The 24,061-nt window shown below is 30.0% G+C and carries 22 protein-coding genes and 2 CRISPR repeat arrays; of the genes, 16 read left to right on the top strand and 6 right to left on the bottom strand.

Annotation, left to right across the window (positions count from 1 at the left end; all coding sequences use genetic code 11):
• The first annotated feature begins 42 nt into the window (after nucleotides 1–42).
• The 10 genes from EG57_RS0208585 to EG57_RS0208620 all read left to right on the top strand — a co-directional run bounded on the left by EG57_RS0208585 (nucleotide 43) and on the right by EG57_RS0208620 (nucleotide 6,763).
• The gene (locus EG57_RS0208585; protein WP_029159848.1) at nucleotides 43–402 is read left to right on the top strand and encodes a cupin domain-containing protein; all 360 of its coding nucleotides are present in this window, start codon (nucleotides 43–45) and stop codon (nucleotides 400–402) included.
• A 341-nt stretch (nucleotides 403–743) separates the two neighbouring features.
• Nucleotides 744–1,562: a methyl-accepting chemotaxis protein gene (locus EG57_RS0208590; protein WP_032076828.1), complete on the top strand. Its 819-nt coding sequence runs from the start codon at nucleotides 744–746 to the stop codon at nucleotides 1,560–1,562.
• Nucleotides 1,543–1,701, top strand: a complete 159-nt coding sequence (locus tag EG57_RS26645) for a hypothetical protein (RefSeq protein WP_162531437.1) — start codon at nucleotides 1,543–1,545, stop codon at nucleotides 1,699–1,701. The genes EG57_RS0208590 and EG57_RS26645 overlap by 20 nt, the downstream gene beginning before the upstream one ends.
• A gap of 264 nt (nucleotides 1,702–1,965) precedes the next feature.
• Nucleotides 1,966–2,592, top strand: coding sequence for a GNAT family N-acetyltransferase (locus EG57_RS0208595; protein WP_032076829.1), 627 nt, complete (start codon nucleotides 1,966–1,968; stop codon nucleotides 2,590–2,592).
• Nucleotides 2,593–2,814: 222 nt separating this feature from the next.
• The gene (locus EG57_RS0208600) at nucleotides 2,815–3,579 is read left to right on the top strand and encodes an alpha/beta fold hydrolase (protein WP_032076830.1); all 765 of its coding nucleotides are present in this window, start codon (nucleotides 2,815–2,817) and stop codon (nucleotides 3,577–3,579) included.
• 93 nt (nucleotides 3,580–3,672) lie between these two features.
• The gene (locus EG57_RS0208605) at nucleotides 3,673–4,257 is read left to right on the top strand and encodes a DJ-1/PfpI family protein (protein ID WP_032076831.1); all 585 of its coding nucleotides are present in this window, start codon (nucleotides 3,673–3,675) and stop codon (nucleotides 4,255–4,257) included.
• 491 nt (nucleotides 4,258–4,748) lie between these two features.
• Nucleotides 4,749–4,886: a nucleotidyl cyclase domain-containing protein gene (locus EG57_RS27260; RefSeq protein ID WP_341350110.1), complete on the top strand. Its 138-nt coding sequence runs from the start codon at nucleotides 4,749–4,751 to the stop codon at nucleotides 4,884–4,886.
• Nucleotides 4,887–4,974: 88 nt separating this feature from the next.
• Nucleotides 4,975–5,313: a helix-turn-helix domain-containing protein gene (locus EG57_RS0208610; RefSeq protein WP_032076894.1), complete on the top strand. Its 339-nt coding sequence runs from the start codon at nucleotides 4,975–4,977 to the stop codon at nucleotides 5,311–5,313.
• On the top strand, nucleotides 5,288–5,692 hold the full coding sequence (locus EG57_RS26510; protein ID WP_052037796.1) for a hypothetical protein: 405 nt from the start codon (nucleotides 5,288–5,290) through the stop codon (nucleotides 5,690–5,692). Before EG57_RS0208610 ends, EG57_RS26510 begins: the two co-directional genes overlap by 26 nt.
• Before the next feature lie 384 nt (nucleotides 5,693–6,076).
• Nucleotides 6,077–6,763: a SanA/YdcF family protein gene (locus EG57_RS0208620; protein ID WP_032076832.1), complete on the top strand. Its 687-nt coding sequence runs from the start codon at nucleotides 6,077–6,079 to the stop codon at nucleotides 6,761–6,763.
• A gap of 306 nt (nucleotides 6,764–7,069) precedes the next feature.
• Here EG57_RS0208620 and EG57_RS0208625 read toward each other — a convergent pair whose 3' ends face one another.
• Nucleotides 7,070–8,461 (bottom strand): amino acid permease, encoded by a 1,392-nt coding sequence (locus EG57_RS0208625; protein WP_032076833.1) that lies wholly within the window; start codon nucleotides 8,459–8,461, stop codon nucleotides 7,070–7,072.
• 884 nt (nucleotides 8,462–9,345) lie between these two features.
• On the opposite strand from EG57_RS0208625, the gene EG57_RS25775 reads away from it, so the two are divergent.
• Both EG57_RS25775 and EG57_RS0208630 read left to right on the top strand, forming a co-directional pair.
• A complete protein-coding gene (locus EG57_RS25775) occupies nucleotides 9,346–9,507 on the top strand; it encodes a DUF4351 domain-containing protein (protein WP_084572190.1) in 162 nt (53 codons plus the stop codon).
• Nucleotides 9,508–9,700: 193 nt separating this feature from the next.
• A CRISPR array of direct repeats spans nucleotides 9,701–10,458; the repeat unit is 30 nt; unit sequence GTTGAACTATAACATAAGATGTATTTAAAT.
• A 99-nt stretch (nucleotides 10,459–10,557) separates the two neighbouring features.
• A complete protein-coding gene (locus EG57_RS0208630; RefSeq protein ID WP_032076834.1) occupies nucleotides 10,558–10,821 on the top strand; it encodes a DUF4351 domain-containing protein in 264 nt (87 codons plus the stop codon).
• Between the two features lie 209 nt (nucleotides 10,822–11,030).
• A CRISPR array of direct repeats spans nucleotides 11,031–11,653; the repeat unit is 30 nt.
• A gap of 346 nt (nucleotides 11,654–11,999) precedes the next feature.
• Here the strand turns inward: EG57_RS0208630 and EG57_RS0208635 are convergent.
• The 3 genes from EG57_RS0208635 to EG57_RS27380 form a co-directional block, all read right to left on the bottom strand.
• Complete coding sequence (locus EG57_RS0208635; RefSeq protein ID WP_052037798.1) at nucleotides 12,000–12,356, bottom strand: hypothetical protein; 357 nt, start codon at nucleotides 12,354–12,356, stop codon at nucleotides 12,000–12,002.
• A complete protein-coding gene (locus EG57_RS0208640; protein WP_032076835.1) occupies nucleotides 12,289–13,293 on the bottom strand; it encodes a DnaD domain-containing protein in 1,005 nt (334 codons plus the stop codon). Before EG57_RS0208640 ends, EG57_RS0208635 begins: the two co-directional genes overlap by 68 nt.
• Nucleotides 13,294–13,779: 486 nt before the next feature.
• Entirely contained in the window at nucleotides 13,780–13,893 is a 114-nt protein-coding gene (locus EG57_RS27380; protein WP_341350111.1) for a DUF1659 domain-containing protein, read from the bottom strand.
• A 415-nt stretch (nucleotides 13,894–14,308) separates the two neighbouring features.
• Here EG57_RS27380 and EG57_RS0208645 point away from each other — a divergent pair, with 415 nt between their 5' ends.
• Nucleotides 14,309–16,192, top strand: a complete 1,884-nt coding sequence (locus EG57_RS0208645; protein ID WP_032076836.1) for an APC family permease — start codon at nucleotides 14,309–14,311, stop codon at nucleotides 16,190–16,192.
• A 196-nt stretch (nucleotides 16,193–16,388) separates the two neighbouring features.
• Here EG57_RS0208645 and EG57_RS0208650 read toward each other — a convergent pair whose 3' ends face one another.
• Nucleotides 16,389–17,936, bottom strand: a complete 1,548-nt coding sequence (locus EG57_RS0208650; RefSeq protein ID WP_032076837.1) for a PucR family transcriptional regulator — start codon at nucleotides 17,934–17,936, stop codon at nucleotides 16,389–16,391.
• A gap of 177 nt (nucleotides 17,937–18,113) precedes the next feature.
• Between EG57_RS0208650 and EG57_RS0208655 the strand changes: the two genes are divergently transcribed.
• From EG57_RS0208655 to EG57_RS0208665, 3 genes are all read left to right on the top strand, one after another.
• Nucleotides 18,114–19,511: a M20 family metallopeptidase gene (locus EG57_RS0208655; protein ID WP_032076838.1), complete on the top strand. Its 1,398-nt coding sequence runs from the start codon at nucleotides 18,114–18,116 to the stop codon at nucleotides 19,509–19,511.
• Nucleotides 19,512–19,701: 190 nt separating this feature from the next.
• On the top strand, nucleotides 19,702–20,883 hold the full coding sequence (locus EG57_RS0208660; protein ID WP_032076839.1) for an MFS transporter: 1,182 nt from the start codon (nucleotides 19,702–19,704) through the stop codon (nucleotides 20,881–20,883).
• 70 nt (nucleotides 20,884–20,953) lie between these two features.
• On the top strand, nucleotides 20,954–22,951 hold the full coding sequence (locus EG57_RS0208665; protein ID WP_032076840.1) for an oxidoreductase: 1,998 nt from the start codon (nucleotides 20,954–20,956) through the stop codon (nucleotides 22,949–22,951).
• A 144-nt stretch (nucleotides 22,952–23,095) separates the two neighbouring features.
• Here the strand turns inward: EG57_RS0208665 and EG57_RS0208670 are convergent, their stop codons facing one another.
• Complete coding sequence (locus EG57_RS0208670; protein ID WP_032076841.1) at nucleotides 23,096–23,875, bottom strand: cupin domain-containing protein; 780 nt, start codon at nucleotides 23,873–23,875, stop codon at nucleotides 23,096–23,098.
• Between the last annotated feature and the right edge of the window lie 186 nt (nucleotides 23,876–24,061).

Genomic DNA, 24,061 nt, shown 5'->3' on the forward strand with positions numbered 1-24,061 from the left:
ATTGATAAAATATCTTACAAATGGGTTAGAGGAGATGGAAAAATGGATAAAGTGAATGTTTATGAAAAATTAAATCTTTTTAATGATCATTGGAGCCCAAAAATTTTAGGTGAATTTAATGATTCTTATGTAAAAGTTGCTAAATTTAAGGGTGAGTTTATACGTCACACTCATGAAAATGAAGATGAAATGTTTTATATTTTAAAAGGAGTACTAACCATTAAATTTAGTGATAAGGATGTAATTTTAAATGAAGGAGAATTTATCATTATTCCAAAAGGTGTTGAACATATGCCTGTTGCTAAAGAGGAAGTTCATGTAATGTTGATTGAAGCAAAAACAACATTAAATACTGGAGATGTTAAAAATGAAAGAACAGTTGAAGACCTTGATAGAATTTAGTTCAGATAAATCCTTCTTAATGTAACAACTGAAAAAATAATTAACTTGAACACTGCATTATTCAAAGTTGAATCATGTGGTGTTTTTTGTGTTTTAATATAAAATTATAGTTATTTTTAAAAAAATATGTTGAAAAAGCAGGAAAAATTGAAGAGATTACCGAATAAATACTTTAAATGTAAAATGAGTTTAATAGGCTATATAAAAGATTTTAGAAATAGAAAATTATCAAATAGAACTCTTTCTTAAGTAATGACAGTAGAAATATGCTTTATTTATTAGCTTACAAAGTGTTTAAAATTTACATTTAGTACAATAATTTTCTGGGAGGCGCATAAAACATGGAAAAAATACTTGAATCATTTTTAGAAACGATGCCAGTCTTAAAAGATGTACTACAGGAGGATTTGGCAGTAATTGTAGCAGATACCACTAGTATTCTATATTATCGTGCTGGTGATACTATTGATTTGAGGATTAAAGTTGGACAAAAGTTAACTACTGATCAACCAATATATAAAACAATTGAAAGTGGTAAAATATACAGTGAAATAGTTTCAAAGGAATTACATGGTGTACCATTCAAAGCTGTTACATATCCAATTAAGGATTCACAAGGAAAGGTTATTGGTGGTGTTGGTATAGGAAAAAGTTTGGCAAAACAATCCAAAGTAGAAGAAGTATCTGAAAATATATTCAGTTCATTACAACAAACAAATGCCAGTATCCAAGAAGTTGCTGCTAATTCACAAAACCTCTCATTGTCAATGAATAATATTATAAATTCTACTAAATCAACAGAACAAAACATAAAAGACACAGATGGAATCTTAAATCTTATTGCAAGCATTTCTTCTCAATCTAATCTATTAGCTTTAAACGCAGCTATCGAAGCAGCAAGAGCAGGAGAAGCAGGAAGAGGCTTTTCAGTTGTTGCAGATGAAATGCGAAAGCTCTCACAAATGAGTGGTCAATCAGCAAATAAAATATCACAAATACTTCTTGAAATGAAAAAGTCCATAGATGAAGTTATTAAAGAAATTAATAACACAGGGATGATTGCAGAATCACAAGCTTCAGCCACTGAACAAATATCTGCTGCATTAGAAGAGATTACTTCAAACTCTGAAGTACTGGCAAATGTGGCGAAAATCCTGTAATATTTTTGATACAGCTGATGATTGTGTTAAGAAATTTGATCAGTTAACTCAAGAAGCTCAAGCTTTAACACAAAATATAGGACTGCTGCCTGAGGTGGGTGAAAGAGCTCTAAATACTACTGCTGGAATTAGAGATTAAAAAGGTTACAAGAATATAAATAGGGATTAAATTTAGAGCTGAGTGGAATGAATAGAATAATCTACTGGAACACCGCATTATTCCTTCGAATTTTGAGGTGTTTTTGTGTTATGATTTGAAAATGTTTCGTTATTAAATGATGTCTGGAAATCATTATAATATTTGTGAAATATGTTATAATTAACTGAAATATAAATAGTAAAAAGTATCATTATTGGAAAAATTAAATAACATTTTAATGTTATTATATGTAAAGGAGCTGTTATGATAATAATAAATGAAAATCAAATTGAATCCACAGCTAGACTGTTAGTAAATTGCTTCATTAATGATCCCTTGAGTATTGTAGAGACTAAAGGGATAGAAAATAAAGAAATATTTTTGGAAAAGCTATTTATGAATCAATTACGTATTTGGGAAAAGACAATAGATGTATTTAGCTTAGATGATAAGTTTAATTCTGTAATAGTTGGTTATGAAAAAAAGAATTATAAAAGCTTTAGAATATTCCTACTAACTTTAATGTCAAATTCTAAAATGCTTCGCGATTTGGGAACAAAGAATGTTAAGATATATTCATCCAACATAAAAAATGTTTTAAAGGTTATTAATTTAAAATGGCAAAAAGAATTTATCAAAGGTAACTATTATTACATTAAAATAATTGCCATTGCAAATGAAAATCGTGGTAAAGGTGTTTTCAGAAAATTGATTACACCAACTATAAATTATTGTAAAGAACTTAATATACCTATAATTTTAGAATCAACTAACCCAGACAATATACCAATTTACCAACATTTTGGTTTCAAGCTCGTCAAAACTATAGCAATAGATGGTATAGACTTGAGGCAATATTGTTTTATAAAATATTCTAATCTGTTGGACTAAATACAAATGGTATTATATACCTAAATATAAGAAATCAACAAACAAATATTATGAGCATCAGATAAAAGTAATAGGAGCAGGACTAATAGCATCAGCAGCAGTATTGTTAGTGTTTGCCATAGTATATGTTATATATCCACCTATATTATTAATGTTGCAACGTTTTCAATAACTATACTATTTTTTAGAGAGTGAAGCCTATTAATTTAGGAGGGCTAAGCAATGAGCTATTTTAATTTTGATAACAAACGAGTTTATTATACTGAATTTGGCAACGGAACACCATTATTATTACTTCATGGAAATACTGCTTCTTCGAATATGTTTGTCGAAATTGCAGAAAAATACAAAAAGAATTTTAAAGTAATCTTGATTGATTTTTTAGGACATGGAAAATCAGACAGGCTTGATAAATTTCCTGCTGACTTGTGGTTTTATGAAGCTAAACAGACAATTGCCTTTTTAAGAGAAAAGCAATATTCAAAGGTAAACATTATCGGTAGTAGTGGTGGTGCTTTAGTTGCTATCAATGTTGCATTGGAGGCATCTGAACTTGTTAACAAAGTAATTGCAGATAGCTTCGAGGGAGAAAAACCTCTTAAAGCATTTACAGAGAATATTGAGGTAGATAGGGAAAACTCCAAGCAGAATGAAAATGTAAAAGTATTCTATTTGTATATGCATGGTTCAGATTGGGAGCAAGTCGTTGATAATGATACAAGTGCTATTATCAGGCACGAAAAGGAAATTGGTAAGTTTTTTCATAAAGACCTCCAATCTTTTAAATCTGATATTCTTTTAACAGGTAGTAAGGAAGATGAATTTATAGGTACAATATCTCCCAATTATTTTGAAAAAGTGTATGGAGAACTTGTTTCCAAAATTGGGCATGGCAAAATTAATTTATTTGAAACTGGTGGACATCCTGCTATGCTTACAAATCAAGATAGTTTTTATCAGTTAAGTATGGAATTTTTCGGTCAATAAATTCTAATATTTTCTTAAGCTTTTTGATGTAGTTAGTAATGATGACAATGTTGTTTGGCTAATTGATTATTTTATAATGGAGATGAAAAGTAAATGAATATTAATATTCTACTATTTAATAATTTTGAGACTTTAGATATATTTGGACCAGTAGAAATACTAGGACAGATAGAAGAATATCAAATACATTATTATTCAGAAAGTGGAGGTATTATTACTAATGCACAAAAGCTTAAAATTGTAACTGAGCCTATTAATTCAGCAGATGAAAGTGGCATATTAGTTATTCCAGGAGGGATGGGTACAAGAGAATTAGTTAATAATACATGTTTTTTAGATAAATTGAAATTAATTGCAGAGAAATCTACATATTGTTTATCTATATGCACTGGTTCAGCAGTATTAGCAAAGTGTGGAGTTTTAAAGAATAAAAAAGCTACATCTAATAAACAAGCCTTAGAATGGGTAAAATTAGTAAGTGATCAAGTAAACTGGATAGAAAAAGCACGTTGGGTTGCTGATGGAAAGTACTATACGTCATCAGGTATTTCAGCTGGAATTGATATGACATTGGGCTTCGTTTCAGATAGATTTGGCAAAGATAAAGCTGTAAAAATTGCTAATGATATTGAATATATATGGAATGATGATTGTACAAATGATATCTTTGCAAGATAAATTTTAATTTACATGAACACTGTATTATTCAGAATTGAATTTTATGGTGTTTTTTGTGCTGCAATGAAAAGAATATAATATGAGGAAATTAGTATTTTTATATGATAACTTATACATAAAAATATTAAAATTTATCCCATCGCTACCATTGCTAATATCCCATCTTCTTTAAGTTGGGAATAAGCACTGCTGCGAACCTGGATTAAGCTGCTCTGAACTTGAAGAAATAACTGGATATACCAGATAAGGATTACGCAAAGTATTCAGAAAAACAGAAGAAGGAAAAACACTAAATAAAAAGTTTTTAGTTAGAATCAATGCAGCCATATAAAAAAGATACATAAAGAAGCAGAATTATATGAAACAAAGATAAATGAATTAAAAAAGCTACAAGAAAAACTATTAGAATTATAAATGATTTAGAAGTAAAAAATAAGAGGAGGCAAACCAGAAATTAGAGAGACTTTCCAAAACTGATAGTTTAACAGCTGGTGATTCCACATATGCATTCTTCTATTTTTGATCATGTTACTATTAGCCTAGGTGCCAATACCGTTATCCCATCCAATGCATCATCTGTTGAAGAATTTATTAGAACTACAGATAAAGCTTTATATGAAGCAAAATAAAGGATACTTTTCAAAGCATACAGAAAATTAAAATAGTTGACTCGCCCCTTAGGGGTGGGTTTATAATAAGTACCAAGGTGATGGAGTAATGGAGAATAAAATAAAAATAGGCGATTTTGCTAAAATAACTGGATGTACAGTTAAAACAATTATTTATTATCATAAAATCGGATTGCTGCAAGAGCCAAAGCGTTCTTCAGGAGGATACAGATTATATGGTTCAGTGGAATTAACTAGTATGAAATTGATTAAGTATTTAAAATCTTTAGGATTCGACCTTAAAAAGATAAAAGAAGTATTAGGGAATGCATATGAAAGCAAGACTCTAAAAGAAGCATTGAAATCTCTGCGAATAGAGCTTTTAAAAGAAGGAGAAAAAATTCAAGAAAGAGTAGGTAAAATTGATATACTACTTGAAGAAAATTAAATATGGAGAAAAAAATACTACTAAAAAAGCTCCAACTATATTTAATTTATTCTTTACTGGGTACTTTATTCCTGGTATTGATTTTCGTTTTCATTGGTCAAATGTACCTGTTTGGATTGTAATTGCATCAAATATTATTGTACTCTTAGGCTATATCTTTATCATCTTTGTCTTTAATGAGAACAGTTATGCTTCTACTATTATACAGGTTGAAAAAAAGCAGCAGGTTATATCAATAGGTCCATATTCTATAGTTCGCCACAATGTATTTAGGAATGCTTATGATGCTGCTGTTTACTCCTTTTGCACTTGGTTCTTATTGGGCAGTGATACCTTTCCTTCTTTCTGTGCCAATGAATGTATTCAGAATAAAAAGTGAGGAAGAAGTGCTTTTAAAAGAACTTCCAGGTTATAAAGATTATTGTTTAAGGACACGTTATCGTCATGTAGTACCTTTAATTATTAATGTTTACTGCTTTGCTGTACATTTTAATATTTCATTTCACTAATGGTTATCACTGCCATAAGACTTATTAAAAAGAAAAGTTTAGGATATCTTCTAGCACCTATGATGATAAATTTGCTATAATAACTAATATTGGTATTATTTCTTTAATGATTGCTGCTGTGAATATGGGCATTTCTAATAATATACTGCTAATAATTTGTCTTAGTGTGATTACATTTGTAGCTCTAATATTTCTGTGGTAAATGTTGAAAAAAATCAAGATATAATTATTTAACTTTAAAATATTTATATTGAATGGGGGAGAATATTATAAAGATTTTTAGTAAAACAAAGGTACTTAAGCTTATTTTCATATTTCTATTAATTTTTATATTTCAATTTATATGTGTTGACTTTTGGGTAATAAACAAAGCTAACAAATACATAGTAGATAAAAATTCTGTACCAAGGGTAGAGTGTATAATTATTCCTGGAGCTTATGTATATCCTGATGGAAGATTAAGTGATATATTAAAAGACAGGGTTGACACTGCTCTAGAAATATATAAAGGAAACAGTAATCTTAAGATATTAGTAACTGGTGATCATGGGAATGTACAATATGATGAAGTTAATAATATGAGAAAATATCTAGAGCAGAGAGGGATTAAAAGTTCTAGCATATTTTTAGATCATGCAGGTTTTAGTACATATGAAAGTATCTATAGAGCAAAACATATATTTAAAGTAAATAGTGCTGTAATAGTAACACAGGATTACCATCTTAAAAGGTCAGTGTATTCAGCAAGAGGGATGGGAATTGAATGCTATGGAGTAAAAGCAGACAAGCATATTTATGTAGATATCGTAAAATATAAACTAAGAGAAAGCTTAGCTATTTATAAAGATTTTATTGCAGTAAACATATTAAAAACTAATCCTAAATTCCTTGGAAAAGAAATTCCTATAAATACTGGTAACTTCAGAGAAACTCGTGATTAAAATTAATTCATTAACATTTAAAATCAAGTGATTCTAAGGTTCAGATGGAGTTTGCTTATGAGAATGGACTTCTCCATCTGGACCTTAGAAGAACTTACCCAGGCGCGCAGCAGTGCTTATTTCCAATTTTGATAGAAAAGCAGATATCCCAAATCTTTAATTTGGTTGTAGCTGCTTTCACTGTGTGCGATGTGGGTGTTAGCAATGGTAGCGATCGGATAATACTACTATATAGACAATGCAGTAACATAAAAAAAGCATCATCATGAGTTATAAAAACCCATAATGATGCTTTCGTCATTTAACTTATAAATTTTCACTTTTAAATTCTTCTATTTCTGGAGTAGTTCTTTTGTTAATACCAAAAGCAAAATATGCGATAGTAACAATGGCACAGAAAATAGCTCCAACCAATAGAGGAATTTGTGTATCTGAATTAAAACACATGCCCATTAAAACTAAGCAAAGATAAACCACTACAACATAGTTAGCATATGGAAATAACCTTGATTTAAAAGGATGCGTCTCCATTTCAGCTGCATGTTCCTTTCTGAATTTTATTTGACTGATACATAAAACAACCCATGGGATCATTCCTGGAAGTACGCTGGCACTATAGATATAAACAAATAACTTAGAATTTGGACAAAGATAATTTAAAATTACACAGCATAGTAAACAAGCCAAAGTTGTTTTAAGAGCATTAACTGGTACACCCTCTTTGTTTACTTTTCCTAAGAATTTAGGAGCTTGACCATTTTTTGATAATGTATAAAGCATACGACCACAACTGTAAATTCCACTGTTACATCCAGACATTGCAGCTGTCAATACTACGAAATTTATAATACCAGCAGCAGCGGAAACTCCAACTTTAGCAAAAGTTAAAACAAATGGACTACCAAGGGCACTTATTTGATTCCAAGGATAAATAGTTACAATTACAAATATAGCACCAATGTAGAAAATCAATATACGCCAAATAATATTTTTTGTTGCTTTTCTTAATGTATTTTTTGGATCTTGTGCTTCTCCAGCTGTGATTCCAATAAGTTCTACACCTTGATAAGATGCTGTTACTAAACATAAAGCAAATAACCAACCTTTCAAACCTCCAGCAAAAAAGCCGCCATTTGCTGTAAGATTTGTTAAACCAATAGCTGTACCATGGTTGCCAATACCAAAGAAAATCAAACCAAATCCAACTAATAGCATAACTACAATTGTAATGATCTTAATTAATGAAAACCAGAATTCAAATTCACCATAAAACTTAACTGAAGTCATATTGGCAGCAGCAAGAATAGCCACACCTATTAAAGCTGGAATCCAAGCTGGCAAAGCTGGGAACCAATAATTCATATAAATTCCGATAGCAGTAACTTCGGACATACCGACAGCTATCCACATAAACCAATAACACCATGCTGTCATATAGCCAGCCCAAGGAGATATATACTTATTTGCATAAGTTGCAAAAGAACCAGTTAATGGTTCAAGATAAAGCATTTCTCCCATGATTCTCATAACTATATACATAGCAATACCTGCTACTGCATAAGCCAATAATACCGATGGACCTGCCCATTTAATCGTACTAGCCGATCCCATAAACAAGCCTACTCCAATTGTGCCACCTAAAGCAATCAATTCAATATGACGTGCTTTTAGGCCACGTGTTAACTCTTTCTTTTCCACTTTAAACAGCCCCCTTTAAAAATTTTTATTAATAATTATAAAGACAATTAATTGTTATATATGAATAACATGTTAACATAACTTTATAATGTTTCTAGTTTTGTCATAATTTTCTTATTTGCCAGAATTATATAATTTTTATAATTCACGCAAACAATTTATTCATTATGTATTTTGAATGTAAACTTTCAAATATAATTTTAGTGAGCTTAATAAAAAGATTTTTTGTACCACAAAAAATATATATGCATAAATATATTGAATTAAAAGCATGATTACTATAAAATAATGGCTATAACATCCGATTTTCTTTAAAATTAAAAGCTATATATACTATAAATCAATATTTTTTATTTGTTACGTATATACGCCTGTTTTCATACTTTTACTCTATATTATTCTTTGTAATTTTAAATAAAAAACATTTTTTAAGATAATAATTATTCTTTTATCTGATTTTTCTAAATATAATTTATGACAATATCATAGTCTAAGCAATATATTTTTAAATTAATTATAATATTTTCAAATTTAACCCTATATTATATAGAAAAGTAATAAGGTAAAATATAAATTCTATTGAAAATAATAAATATAGTCTCACATTAGAATTAAATTTTAGATAATTAACTCAAAAAGCTTTTAAAGGAAAATTGATTAATGATTCATAAAGACATAAAAATTCTCATTAATGATATGGAGAAAAGGTATATTTGTAATTATATAGAACTTTAATTTACTAACAAGATATTTACCTAGAAAAATAAGTTGGAGATGCATTTAAAATGAATATAGATGAAATTAGAAGATTACATTATAAACAAGAGTGAAAAGAAGATGGGGTTGCAGAAGCAATAGAACAATCTAGATTAAAAAATGTTGAAATGGTTATAAAATTACTAAATAAAAAATTTAAAAATGTAGATGGAGATGTAATAGAAAAGATAAAAGTATTAAATAGTGACATTCTAAATTTAATTATAGAAGATATACTGGATATAGAAAGTATAGAAGATTTAAAAAAGTATGGGATTAAATCTTTTTAAAATTTGATAAATATGATTTACCAGCCATAAGAAAAACCAAAGTGCCTTTAAAGTCTTGAGAAATAAGGCTTAGAGGTACTTTTTATATTGCATTTTTAAAAATCAAAAAACGGCTGGTAAAATTTTAAGAAAACTCTTTATTTTCAATGGGTTAAGAGGTATAATAAAAAATAAGAATGGCTATTTTACAGTGGTTGAACTATAACATAAGATGTATTTAAATTATATCTTTGCACATTTCATTTATTTAACACTTACTGTTGAACTATAACATAAGATGTATTTAAATGAGTCCAAGCAGAGGACCAATTCAAACGGATATAAGTTGAACTATAACATAAGATGTATTTAAATACTAAGTAAAATGCCCTTTGTTCTATATCCTCTTTAAGTTGAACTATAACATAAGATGTATTTAAATTAATATTTTTACATTACCATATGTGTTGGTAATTTCGTTGAACTATAACATAAGATGTATTTAAATAAAGAGCCATATTATTCTCCCATGTATTCGCAAAATGTTGAACTATAACATAAGATGTATTTAAATCCAGTTGCCGATTTTTTACCTGTATATATTGCATTTGTTGAACTATAACATAAGATGTATTTAAATGAATAATGCATAGCTTTAGTTAGCTTTTTAGTACTAGTTGAACTATAACATAAGATGTATTTAAATGAAAAGGAGAGATGTTCTTCAGTATCTCTCCTAAATGTTGAACTATAACATAAGATATATTTAAATGGCAATATTATTAATAAGACAAGGTATTACTTACTTGTTGAACTATAATATAAGATGTATTTAAATTTGAAGTTCCCCTCCTGAAAATTGGTGAAGGTACTGCGTTGAACTATAACATAAGATGTATTTAAATAAATATGCGTAATGTGAAAATTTATTTTCTCCACTTGTTGAACTATAACATAAGATGTATTTAAATTTATTAATAGAATTTTTTAGAATACTTATTTTTAATTGAAGATCCAGAGTTAGAAAAGAAATATGAGGAATATAAAAAAGAAATTGGAGGTGCATTTAAAATGAGTATAGATGAAATTAGAAGATTACATTATAAACAAGAGGGAAAAGAAGAAGGAAGAGAAGAGGGGATTGCAGAAGCAATAGAACAATCTAGATTAAAAAATGTTGAAATGGTCATAAAATTACTAAATAAAAAATTTAAAAATGTAGATGGAGATGTAATAGAAAGGATAAAAGTATTAAGTAGTGACAGTCTAAATTTAATTATAGAAGATATACTGGATATAGAAAGTATAGAAGATTTAAAAAAAGTATGGGATTAAATCCTGTTAAAATTAAAATCTGATAAATATAATTTACCAGCCATAAGAAAAACCAAAGTGCCTTTAAAGGATTGAAATATAAGGATTAGAGGCACTTTTTACATTGTATTTTTAAAACTCCAAAAACGGCTGGTAAAATTTCAAGAAAACTCTTTATTTTCAATGGGTTAAGAGGTATAATAAAAAATAAGAATGGCTATTTTACAGTGGTTGAACTATAACATAGGATGTATTTAAATTTATCTTTATTATAAAATATAATAGATTTTTCTGTTGTTGAACTATAACATAGGATGTATTTAAATTATATTTTGTACGGTGTATAGTCTGGAATATCTTCTGTTGAACTATAACATAGGATGTATTTAAATTTCATTGGTATATTTAGTTCATTATCTAATGGATTAGTTGAACTATAACATAGGATGTATTTAAATTACATTACTGCTGTTCTTAATGCTTTTTCACTATATGTTGAACTATAACATAGGATGTATTTAAATTGCATATGTATAAGTTGAGCTTCTTGTAAACAAATAGTTGAACTATAACATAGGATGTATTTAAATTAAAGTGAAAGGGAGGAATAATAAATGAATGGAAAAGTTGAACTATAACATAGGATGTATTTAAATTTGCAAGTCCTATTATCAAATTACGATTTTCTGGAGGTTGAACTATAACATAGGATGTATTTAAATAAAACAAGTAAGTTGCTATTGCTTTGACATAGTAAGTTGAACTATAACATAGGATGTATTTAAATAGAAAATGAGTTATTAAATGAAGGGGTACAAAATTTGTTGAACTATAACATAGGATGTATTTAAATAAAGTTAACCATAACAAGATTTTTTATATAGTATATTTAACAAAGCATAGATCAAGCTAAGCGAAACAGTAACTTTGAATTGAACTTAATTACTATAAAATTATAATCTGAGAATTAGCTAGATTTATTCCATTGCTGCCATTGCTAATATCTACACCTTCTTTATATGGAGCTCTTTCATCTATTGTTCAAGGAGTAAGTGATCTTGGTTTTGTACTTAACTTGGATAAGCTTTTCTAAGACTCAGATGTGTTAAATGTCTAGATGAGATTTAACCAGCTTGCTTAGGTAAGAAGTATTACTCATAAGCAAACTTCAGCTGAGTATAGGAATCACTTAATTTCTTTTATTTCAATCTGTAATTATTTTCCTTACCACTTATTGCTACAATGAAATTTTTGTACATTTCCAAAATTCTACTTCCTATACATTTTTTTGTAGCTTCGTTATAAACCTTGTAGTTTCCAAAGATAAGTTTATTTCTTCGTGTTTCTATGCCTGAAAAACTCCAGATTCTCTTAAGATTATCCATTTCTCTACACTTGCAAAAGGCAATAGTATCTTGAGAGTTAGGAGAGTGTCTTATAATATATCCTTTTCCACCACAAATAGGGCAGTTTTCTAAAGCGTCAAATTCAGATGAGTCCTTCCATGTCCCCTTGATACCACTCTGTTTTTTCTTCTTCTCTTTCATATTTTCCAAATTGCGTTTCCTCAATCTCTGAATTATATCCCCAACTTTTTTCATAGTTTCCCCATGTTCTTCCAAAGCTTTCCCCTCCTTGCAGGTTTTTATAATCATCAAAAAAATCACTTTTAGTTTTAAAGTTGTGGAAACCGTAATAACTTTTATGTTTTTTATAATTATTTAAATAATTTATGACTTCCTTTTCATTCCTTAAACCTTTATTTTTCCAGCTGTACAGCACTTTTTCAATATATCTCAAATTCTTGGCATTGCTTTTTAGTGCCTGCTTCATTCCAAGAATAATTAAGTCCTTGGAATTAAAGTCCTCCATAAAATTTTTTAATAAGTTAATTTCATAAGGACTGGCACAGCTTATATTGTCACTGTAAAAACTTACAACATCGGTGAGCTCTTCTTCTTCTTTTTTTAAGTAATTCTCTGTAGTAATCTCTGGTATTGTTTTATTAAAATAGGCATTATCCACAGGACTTTTTGACTCAATGGAAGAAGGAGAAAGGCACGTATTACTGGACTTATTTACATCATCTTCAGAAATGTCAGATGAATTTTTACTTGGCTTTCCTTCAGTGTCAATTGTTGAATTAGTACTATCTTCAAAAGCATCACATAAGCTTTCAAGTTTTTCATAATCGATGGTGTACCATTTAGTCTTGTCCATTTTTGATTTGTTGAAATTAGAGCTTAAAACAACTCCTGAAGTTTCAAGCTTTTTTATAGCTCTTATTATGGTTCTCTTGCATAAAAAGCTTATTTGATTGTGCCAAGCTTCATAGCTGTTATAAATCCATGGTGTGCCATCTATTATGTGATTGCTCTTTAAAAGCCAGTAATGAATTTGCTGCAGTATTATACTTTCTGTAACTCCAAAAATCTCTGCAAGCTTAGGTTGAAAGACCATAGTGATTTCATTTTCCAAAAGTACTTTTTTCATAATAAACACCAATCCTTTACTTATTGATTATTTTTTTCCCTTTAATAATAAAGTCCCATTTTTTGAAGAAAATGTTGCATAATTATAAAAAAGATATTTTACTTATTTGTACAAAGTTTTTACATAATTTAAATTAATTTAGTGATATGTGACGAGTTTTTATATTTATTATAGAATAATTTGGATTTTTAGTGAGGAAAATACTCTAATATAGTAGATTTACAATGAAAAAATCATTCAAAAGAACACATGATAGAAATTTTTTTAATCAAAATTTTTAATTTTGATTTTGATTTTTTATTTTTTGGAACTTACTTTTAGCATTTTATGAAACTTTGATCAATTATTACAATGATTAAAGAGTATAAAAAAGTTCTGATTGGAAAATTTCAATCAGAACTTTTTAAAGTTAACTATTTTACTGCTAAGTTTGAGCTATTTCTTTCTATTATGTGAGCTGAGTCCTTTGATTTTAAATCCAGACCATCAGATGTAAATATGTTTTTTGACTACATCCTTTCCGTTTTTGTCTACTCCATCCTTGTATTTAAGAATCATTGTAGTTTCAAGTTTTGTTGATTTTGCAGCCATATTTATCATATCCTTTCACTTAATATATAGGGTGGATTTTTGAAAAGGAGACATGGATTTTCATACAATTTAAAAAGTTAAACACATAAATTAATAGGTTTGATTTAAAACAGTTAAAAAGGCATATATTCGGCATTTTAGAGTGTTGACAAAATGTGCAGTACCCCTGTAAAAATATTTATGAAATAAAAAGCAAAATTATGAAAGGATTTAATTGAAAAAGTATGTTTTATGATGTATATTTGTAAATGAACGTTTTTAGTTTTAAGGATAAAAGTGTAATTTTGTGTAATAAAAAGCTAAAATTTAAAGAACATAACAGCGGGGAATTTATGTTTGTGTAAATATTAATTGTATTAATATATTTATTATATTCATTCTTTTAAAGATTGAACGAAAGAGAACATAAGGAGAGAGAAACTAAATGCTTAAGAAATTTTTAGATGTTTTATTTGGAGAACCTTTAGCTAATGAGCAAGGAAAACATGAAAAGTATAATATTCCTTTTGGATTAGCAATCATGGCAAGTGATGCAATATCATCTGTTGCCTATGGTGCACAGGAAATTCTTTTCGTATTAATAGTTTTAGGTGCATCTGCATATCAATGGTTAACATGGACTTCCTTTATGATTATAGGACTTCTTATAATACTTACCATTGCATATATTCAAATTATAAAAGCTTATCCTCAAGGTGGAGGAGCTTATAAGGTAGCAAAGGAAAATATAGGAGACAAAGCTGGCTTGTCTGCTGGTGCAGGACTTATAATAAGTTATATACTTACTGTTGCAGTTAGTGCTAGTGCTGGTGCAGATGCTATTATTTCAGCATTTGTTGGCTTAGCAGAATATAAGGTTATTTTTGTTGTGGCCATAATTGTAGTTTTGACTATTTTAAATTTAAGAGGAATAAGTGAATCTTCAAAAATTTTTGCTATACCTACTTATATTTTTATATTTAGTATGATTTTTATGATTGTTTATGGCTTGTTTAAGTATTTTGTATTAAATATACACCCACAACCTATGTTTTCAGTTCCTGCAGGAACCACAGAAAATTTATCAATATTTCTTATTTTGAGAGCTTTTTCTTCAGGTTGTTCTGCATTAACAGGAGTAGAGGCAGTAAGTAACTCTGTTCCAAACTTTCAGGAACCTAGTCAAAAAAGTGCGAAGACTGTTATGATACTATTAGCAGCTTTAATATTTTTTATATTTGGTGGTACTTCAGTACTTGCTATATTTTACACAGCAGTACCAATTGCCAATGGCCCTACAGTTGTTTCGCAGATAGCTTTTGGTGTTTTTCATAATGGAATAATGTATTATGTAATACAATTTAGTACTGCTGTAATTTTACTTATGGCATGTAACACAGCATATACAGGTTTCCCAATGCTCATGTACATAGTTGGAAAAGATGGCTTTGCTCCAAGACAATTTACTATTAGAGGTAAAAGGCTTAGTTTTTCTTTTGGAATTTGTGCTTTGTCATTTATAGCGTGTGTTTTAGTTACTATATTTAAAGCAGATACACATAGACTGATTCCATTATATGCAATTGGAGTATTTATATCCTTTACTTTAGGCCAATTTGGTATGGTAAATCACTGGAGAAAAGAAAGAGGCAAGGGTTGGATAAAACGTGCTATTATCAATGGATGTGGTGCTGCTGTTACCTTATTTACAACTATAATAATTTTAGTTGAAAAATTTAGTGAAGGTGCATTTATAGTTGCCATTCTAATTCCTATGATAATTTTAGTTCAGATGAGAATTAAACATCATTATAATAAGGTTGCTAATGGTTTAAGTATTAGTCAGATAAATTTAAAGAAGTTAAATTTAAGGATAAAATATACTCATACTGTAATAGTTCCAATTGCCAGCTTAAACAAGGCTGTAATTGGTGCACTTAAGTATGCACAAAGTATAAGTGATAATGTTATTGCTCTTAACATTTCAACAGATATGGAAGCAATGGAAAGGTTAAAACAAAGATGGAGTGAGCTGGATACGGATATTACTCTTATTTCTAAATATTCACCTTATAGAGCTGTAATTACTCCTCTTTTACAAAACATAGTGTCAATTGCAGATAAAGCAGGTGAAGATGAAAAAGTAACAGTAATTGTTCCACAGTTTATTACTCACGGACACTTTGGCAAGGTTCTACATAACCATACAAGCTTTTTCATAAGAGAAACTTTACTTAAAAACAATAATATAATTGTGTCTACATTCCCTTATCATTTATCAGATGAGGAAATTGCTGCGGCAAATAAAAAAAATAAAAAAATAAAATAATTATATAAAGTTTCACAAATAAGCATTTTTAGTGCTAAATTACCTAGAGTAGTTGTGAGTTTGTGGAAAATATTAATGAGTTTCATAATATAAAAATGGAGCTGTTGCATTAAGAAATTTTACATACAATATGTTGTGTGATGCATTCTTATTGCAGCAGCTCCATTATTTTAATAACTTATTAAAGTTCAAATTTTTATAATTTAAGGTATCCTAATAATTCTAGAATTCGAAAGGACATATTAATATGAAATACAGTATTACTATTATTTAAATCAATTTGAAGAATATCTTGAATTTTTTTAAGTCGGTATTTCATAGTATTATAGTGTACATTCATAAAATTTGATGTCTTTTGCATATCAAAATTGTTTTTAATATAATTATAAAGGCTTAGCGTATATGAAGTTCCATTTTCTTTGTCCCTGTTAATCAATTGTAATATTAAAGGATCACAAAATTCTTCAAGCTTTTCTTTAGAAGAACAAGTATCAAATAAATGATAAACAGCATAGTCATTATAGAAGTAAGGACTGTCCTCTTTGTCTAATTTGTATCCTAATTCAGCAGCTTTCACTGATTGCATATGAAATTTTGAAATTTTTATTAAGCTTTGAAAACATCGGCTGATGCCTGCAGTAAGTTTGTTATCTGATAATAATTGAATAAATGAATTATATATAGTAGTGTCTATTACTGGGGCACTACTAGTTTTTTTATCAATGAGTGTAATTATATGATCAGCATATATCACTGTATGATAATGATAAAAAAAGCTGCTGATTACTCCCTTCATATGGTAAAGTTTGGTGGTTAAATCAGGAACATGACTTCTAATATAAAAACTTACAACGTAATAGTATGGATATTTTAATTGATTTTTTATTTCTTCAATAGAAATTTCTGAGATTATTCTTCCTTTTAATAGCGCTATTATTAATGTTTCAATAGGAGATTTAGGAATAAAAAAACTATATTTGCTTTTTTCTATTGAAAGTGCCAGAACACTGCAAATTTCAGGGATAATTGTTATATCACTTTGGGTGATTTCCTTGTTATATTGAAGTATTTTAAGATAGGCAATTACAGTGCCATTTAAACGTATTCTTGCAAGTATCTGTTTATGTTTCAAAGAGCCAATTTCCCACATAATATCTGAATCTATAGTGTTTTTTATTGTCAGGTTAAAATTTCGTTGATTTATGTATTTTAAAGGTATATGTCCAGCTATAATACATTCCTTCCATAGAGGTTCGTCTATATTGTCACTGAAACCTGAATAATCCATCAAATGTAAGTACGAATCTGTTAAAAGTAATGGGTTTCCCAGTATTTCCATACAAGTATCCAAAAGTTGTTTGATATTATTACCTTTACATAAAGCCTTAAACAATTTTTCAGAGCAAACTGCTTCCATCTCATGAAATGAAAATAAATCTTGTAATTCATTAAAAATTTTTGAACTGCCTATATTTTCATTAATTAAAATGTAATTTATCATAGTATTATTTTTTAAATAGTTAGGTATGTCCACATCTGATAAAAACAATAAATTTGCGGGACTATTTAAAGAAATATCTGACGATAGGTTTGAAATACTTCCTAAATAAATAGTATCTGAATTTAATGAGAAATCATTACAATCAAGAAATTTACAGCGTTTCACATATAAATCATGTTTAATTCTAAATACAGGGTTATATTTTAGTAATTTATTGACAATTTCACTCATTAGAACTAACATAATTTATCCTCCATAAAATTAATTATAGTCTATTGTTATGGAATTAACAAGGTTGGAATTTTCAAAATTTTTTATTTGATTGCAAATATTTACAACAAACTGTTGATATTTTTTCAAGATATGACGATGTAAAAATATTCTGACTTTGATAGCATTGATATAGAAGGAGGGGAAAGCATGGAGGAGTATCATAGGATTTCTGAAATTATAGAGTCAAAAAGACAGTTACTGATAAATATCAGTGATGAAATATGGAGATATGCTGAATTAAAATTTCAAGAATTTAAATCAGCAGAGTTATTGTGTAAAACCTTGGAGAAAGAAGAATTTTCAGTGCAGCGCGGAGCAGCAGGTATAAAGACTGCCTTTGTGGCAAGCTATGGTAAAGGAAAACCGGTAATTGCTATTTTAGGAGAATATGATGCACTTGATGGATTAAGTCAGGAAGGTGGAGTTACTGAGGAAAAATCAATTATACCTGGTGGAAGTGGTCATGGATGTGGTCACAATCTTCTTGGCACAGGTGCTCTTGGTGCAGCAATAGCGCTTCGTTATTGCATAAGAGAAAATAATTTGCCAGGAACTATCCGTTATTATGGCTGTCCGGCTGAAGAAGGTGGATGTGGTAAAGTGTTTATGACTAGAGAGGGATTGTTTAATGATGTTGATTGTGCATTGTCATGGCATCCTGATACAGGTAACTATGTTGGTACTAATTCTTGTCTTGCATTGTATAATGTATATTTTAAGTTTAAGGGAAAAAGCTCACATGCGGCTATGGTACCACATTTAGGAAGAAGTGCATTGGATGCAGTAGAATTGATGAATGTAGGTGTAAACTATCTAAGAGAGCATATAATTCCAGAGGCGAGAATTCATTATGCCATAACCAATGCAGGAGGCAGTGCTCCCAATATTGTACAAGCGGAAGCTGAGGATTACTTTTCTATTCGAGCACCTAAAATATCACAAGCAAGGGGGATTTATGAAAGAGCTTGTGATGTTGCTAAGGGAGCAGCCTTAATGACTGGAACTAAGGTTGAAATATCAATTGATTCAGCTCTTTCAAATTTTGTTCCAAATAAGACCTTGGAAATGCTCATATATAAAAGTTTTTCTAAGTTAGGAACGCCTGAGTACAGCGAAAATGACAGACAGTTGGCTAAGAAGTTTAGAACCTCACTGTCAGAAGATAACAAGAAAAGTGATATTCATGTATTAACTGTTAAAGAATTAAGAGATAAAGATATTTCAGAAATAGTGAATCCTTTTAATGACAATGAAAAAACTTTACCTGTATCTACTGATGTAGGAGATGTAAGCTGGATTGTACCAACAGGTATGTTCAATACGGCTTGTGCAGTTTTAGGTACTCCAATACATTCATGGATATTCGTTGCTCAAGGAAATACATCTATTGCACATAAAGGAATGCTGCAGGCTGGAAAGGTAATTGCACTAACTGCAGTAGAACTTTTCAAGAATCCTGAAATAATTCAAAATGCAAAAAGAGAATTAAAAGAACGCTTAGGTGGAGAGACTTATTCTTGTCCTATACCTAAAAAAAATCAATAGTCAATTAGTATATTAATTTTTGGAGGTGTAATTATTAGTATGAAAAGTAATGAAGGATTGTGTTATTGGGTTAACTGATATTTCTAAAGCTAAAGAGATTCTTGGTGGACATATGGCTTTTATGGGATATAACGGCTGACACGCCCCTGAATAAGTTCTTCTAAATATAATTATTAAATGGAGGGAAATTATGGCGGAGAAAAAGTATGGTTTTGTAGAGAAAGCAGCGGTTTTATCAATAGCTCTACTGATGTATACAACAAGTGTTACTACACCTGCACTGGGAGAAATAGCAAAAGCATTCCCTGGTGTAAGCCAGGAAGTAGTAAAACAGATTGCTGCTTTACCATCTTTAATGATGGTAATATTTTCATTGGTAGCTGGACAACTTGAACGCTTTATTAGTAAGAAGAAAATACTATATATTGCCATGTTACTTCAATTTGTTGGAGGCATTCTTCCTGCATTTGCAAATAATATGACATTTATTCTTATTATGAGAGGCATCTTTGGTGCTGGTTATGGGCTTTTATTTCCACTTTCTACACCAATTCTTGCAGATATGTTCCAAGGGGATGAATTTAAAAGCCTTATGGGATATAAAGCTGCAATAGGAGCTTTGGCTGGAGTAGTATTTCAGATGTTGGGAGGAGTTTTGGCTGCAATAAGTTGGAGATACGCTTTTTTAGGATTTCTTCTCATGATACCAATTTGTTTGTTGATTATATTTAAAGTACCGGATATTAAAAATAAAAAAATATCAGAAGATGCTCAAAGTGGTAAGTTAACTTCAAAAACCTATATTCTTTCATTTTTAAATGCTTTACTAAATATTTTACAATTCACATTCATGACAAATGTAGCTATGGTAATGACGGCAGGAAAAATAGGAAGTGCCCCTGAAGCTGGGTTTGTACTTACTGTATTTACAGGAGGTGCTTTTGCTGCAGGTATGATATATGGAAAAATATTTAATATATTTAAAAAGTTTACCATTGCAATTGCCGTTGGCTTTATAGGAGCTTCATTTTTGATTCTGTTAAATGTAAATACTTATCCGATGTATATTTTTGCAGGTATTATCTTTGGTATAGGCTTCGGAACCTACAATCCGGATTTTGGTGTTAAATTAGTAGCTTCTGCGGATAAATCTGCTTCTGCACGTGCTTTTTCTATATACGTTGCATTAATGGGATTAGGACAGTTTGTATCTCCTATAGTTTTAGCTTTTATAACCAATAAGTTTGGGCTTAAAGGTCCAAAAGCGGCCTGGTTTGTAGCTGCACCATGCATTTTAACTGCTTCTGTAGTTATGTTCCTTATAATAGCTTTTACAAAGCCCAAAAATGTAGCTGCTTCGATAAGTAAATAATCTCTATTGGTTTCACATATAAATACATTATCTATAAATTTTAACATTACTTAATTAAGGAGGCTTATGTATGACTTATAAATATCAAAAGTTATTCGAATCTTTAAAAATTGGAAGTATTGAAATTAAAAATCGTTTTGCCATGGCACCTATGGGGCCTCAAGGGCTTGGAGATGCAGAAGGGGCATTTAATCAAAGAGGTGTAGACTACTACGTAGCCCGCGCCCGTGGAGGTACTGGTCTTATTATAACTGGTGTAACCTTTGTAGAAAATGAGGTTGAACATCATGAAATGCCTGGCGTTCCTTGTTCCACATATAATCCAGTTCATTTTGTAAGAACTGCCAGTGAAATGACAGAACGAATCCATGCATATGATTCCAAGGTTTTTCTGCAAATGAGTGCGGGATTTGGAAGAGTGGCTCCACCAGCAAATGAAAATGTACCGCCAATAGCTCCTTCTCCTATTCCCAATCGATGGGTGGATGTAACTTGCAGGGAGATTAGCAAAGATGAAATACATCATATTGTTAAGATGTTTGGGGAAGGAGCAGTAAATGCAAAACGTGCAGGCTTTGATGGTGTTCAAATTCATGCAGTGCACGAAGGTTATCTATTGGATCAGTTTGCTATTTCTTTTTTTAATCACCGTACTGATGAATATGGTGGATGTCTTGAAAATCGTCTGCGTTTTGCTCGTGAAGTTGTTGAAGAAATAAAAAAGCGTTGTGGAGACGATTATCCTGTTATATTACGTTACAGTCCTAAGAGCTTTATAAAAAACTGGCGTCAGGGAGCACTGCCAGGTGAAGAATTTGAAGAAAAGGGTAAAGATATTCCAGAAGGCATAGAAGCAGGAAAGTTGCTCGTACAATATGGGTATGATGCATTGGATGTTGATGTAGGTTGTTATGATGCATGGTGGTGGAATCATCCGCCTATGTATCAAAAGAAAGGACTATATATTCCATATGCAAAAATAATGAAAGAAGCAGTAGATGTTCCAATAATATGTGCAGGACGTATGGATAATCCTGATCTTGCACTTTCTGCTTTAGAGGATGGTGCTTGTGATATGATAGGGCTTGGAAGACCTCTTCTTGCAGATCCTGATTATGTAAATAAATTGCGATTGGATAAAACTGCACTTATACGACCATGTCTTTCATGTCATGAAGGATGTTTAGGGCGTATGGTAAAGAGCGGATCTCTCAACTGTGCTGTTAACCCTGAAGCTTGTCGAGAAGGTGTTAATTTTATTATTCCAGTGCTTAAGCCAAAAAAAGTATTGATAGTAGGTGGTGGTGTAGCAGGCTGTGAAGCTGCTAGAGTTCTTAAGTTACGTGGACATGAACCAGTAATTTATGAAAAAACGGGAAGACTTGGAGGAAACTTAATTCCAGGAGGAGTTCCTGATTTTAAAGAAGATGATAGGGCACTTATTAAATGGTATGAAAATACTTTAAAAGATTTGAATGTAGATATAAAACTCAATACTGAAGTTACACCAGAAATTGTGAAAAATAGCAAAGTAGATGTTGTAATAATTGCTACAGGCTCTAAACCTAAAGTTTTCAATTTAGGAGATAATAGTAAAGTATTTACTGCTGCAGATGTGCTTTGTGGAAAAAAGCAGGCAGGAGATAAAGTTGTAGTTTTAGGTGGAGGTCTTGTTGGTTGTGAAACAGCTCTTTATTTAAAGAAAATGGGTAAAGAAGTTACCATTGTTGAAGCTATGGATAGTCTGCTTGCTTTAAATGGTCCAAGTTGTTTTGCTAATTTTGGAATGCTTATGGCTCTTATTTCATACAATCACATTAATGTTGTAACTTCATCAAAGATTGTAAAGACTACTGATAAAGGTGTTATTGTAAATACACAAGGCAGTTGTGAAAGAGAAATTGAAGCAGATTCAGTAGTTCTTGCTGTAGGATATAATTCCAATAAAGAACTTTATGATTCACTTAAATTTGAGGTTCAAGATATACGACTTTTAGGTGATGCAAGAAAGGTTTCTAATATTATGTATGCTATTTGGGATGCTTATGAAGTTGCATCAAGGCTATAGGATATAAATATTTAATAACTCAACTTTTTTAGAGGACAGAGGACAATGAAGGTGAGTTGTCCTCTGTCCTCTAAATAATGTTTTGTATTATTTTTAAATTGTGAAAGTTAATTTATAGTCTTTTAGTTTATATTAGTGAATACTTTAATCTCCAGCAGCTTGTGCATCTGCCTTAGTTTTGTGAAGTGTACCATGTGGATGTTGAGGTGGTGCATAAATAGAATATAATTTAAGAGGTCCTTTTCCTGTATTGATTAGATTATGCCATGTACCAGCAGGCACAAATATTGCAAAACCATCGCGAACTCTCATTTGAAAATCTAAGTGTTTTTTGCTGTTTCCCATTTTCACAATTCCTTGACCTTCCTCAATACGTAAGAATTGATCAACATCAGGATGAACTTCCAAGCCTATGTCATCTCCTGGATCTATACTCATTAAAGTAAGTTGATAATGTTTTCCTGTCCATAAAGTACTGCGATAATATTTATTTTCCTTAGTAGCTTCTTCAATGTTGATTGCAAAAGGTTCTGGACCATAATCCTTTGATTTAGGTGAATTGTTATCTTTTGAACCTTTGAAAGAATCAGGTTTTAAATTACTTTTCATGGGTGGATTGGTATTAATAGGCTTTGGATTATTAGGCTTTGTATTGTTAGGTTTTAGATTGTTATTCATAATATTATTATTCATGTTACTTTTGATATTATTGTTTGGATTATTATTCATATTGCTATTAATGTTATTATGCATATTATTAGTAAAAGGAATATATCTGTCGTCATCCATTTCATTTGGAAAATTTTGAGCATACATAGGCATATTCATCATACAAGGACATTGATAAGTCCTATAAGCATTACGCATATATCTTTGTGGGTTAAAAAAATAGGGGTATGGATATGTTTCGTAAGGATTATACATACTATTCATTCCTTTCATAAGCTTATAAAATATTATATGTTTTAATTTACTAAAGTGTGATTAAACTGATTAATACTTATGAAAAATCAATGCTGCAGAGATTTTATGGGGATGCTATATATACTACTTATAGGTATGGATGAATAATAGGGTTTTTTATATATAAATTTACATAGGATTTTTTTA

Origin of the sequence: Clostridium drakei (assembly GCF_000633595.2) — a bacterium.
Lineage (GTDB): Bacteria > Bacillota > Clostridia > Clostridiales > Clostridiaceae > Clostridium_AM > Clostridium_AM drakei.

Coding starts and splice junctions, on each gene's coding strand:
- EG57_RS0208585 (WP_029159848.1), top strand. CDS start 43: ATGGATAAAGTGAATGTTTATGAAAAATTAAATCTTTTTAATGATCAT.
- EG57_RS0208590 (WP_032076828.1), top strand. CDS start 744: ATGGAAAAAATACTTGAATCATTTTTAGAAACGATGCCAGTCTTAAAA.
- EG57_RS26645 (WP_162531437.1), top strand. CDS start 1,543: ATGTGGCGAAAATCCTGTAATATTTTTGATACAGCTGATGATTGTGTT.
- EG57_RS0208595 (WP_032076829.1), top strand. CDS start 1,966: ATGATAATAATAAATGAAAATCAAATTGAATCCACAGCTAGACTGTTA.
- EG57_RS0208600 (WP_032076830.1), top strand. CDS start 2,815: ATGAGCTATTTTAATTTTGATAACAAACGAGTTTATTATACTGAATTT.
- EG57_RS0208605 (WP_032076831.1), top strand. CDS start 3,673: ATGAATATTAATATTCTACTATTTAATAATTTTGAGACTTTAGATATA.
- EG57_RS0208610 (WP_032076894.1), top strand. CDS start 4,975: ATGGAGAATAAAATAAAAATAGGCGATTTTGCTAAAATAACTGGATGT.
- EG57_RS0208620 (WP_032076832.1), top strand. CDS start 6,077: ATGGGGGAGAATATTATAAAGATTTTTAGTAAAACAAAGGTACTTAAG.
- EG57_RS25775 (WP_084572190.1), top strand. CDS start 9,346: ATGGTTATAAAATTACTAAATAAAAAATTTAAAAATGTAGATGGAGAT.
- EG57_RS0208630 (WP_032076834.1), top strand. CDS start 10,558: ATGAGTATAGATGAAATTAGAAGATTACATTATAAACAAGAGGGAAAA.
- EG57_RS0208640 (WP_032076835.1), bottom strand. CDS start 13,293: ATGAAAAAAGTACTTTTGGAAAATGAAATCACTATGGTCTTTCAACCT.
- EG57_RS27380 (WP_341350111.1), bottom strand. CDS start 13,893: ATGATAAATATGGCTGCAAAATCAACAAAACTTGAAACTACAATGATT.
- EG57_RS0208645 (WP_032076836.1), top strand. CDS start 14,309: ATGCTTAAGAAATTTTTAGATGTTTTATTTGGAGAACCTTTAGCTAAT.
- EG57_RS0208650 (WP_032076837.1), bottom strand. CDS start 17,936: ATGTTAGTTCTAATGAGTGAAATTGTCAATAAATTACTAAAATATAAC.
- EG57_RS0208655 (WP_032076838.1), top strand. CDS start 18,114: ATGGAGGAGTATCATAGGATTTCTGAAATTATAGAGTCAAAAAGACAG.
- EG57_RS0208660 (WP_032076839.1), top strand. CDS start 19,702: ATGGCGGAGAAAAAGTATGGTTTTGTAGAGAAAGCAGCGGTTTTATCA.
- EG57_RS0208665 (WP_032076840.1), top strand. CDS start 20,954: ATGACTTATAAATATCAAAAGTTATTCGAATCTTTAAAAATTGGAAGT.
- EG57_RS0208670 (WP_032076841.1), bottom strand. CDS start 23,875: ATGTATAATCCTTACGAAACATATCCATACCCCTATTTTTTTAACCCA.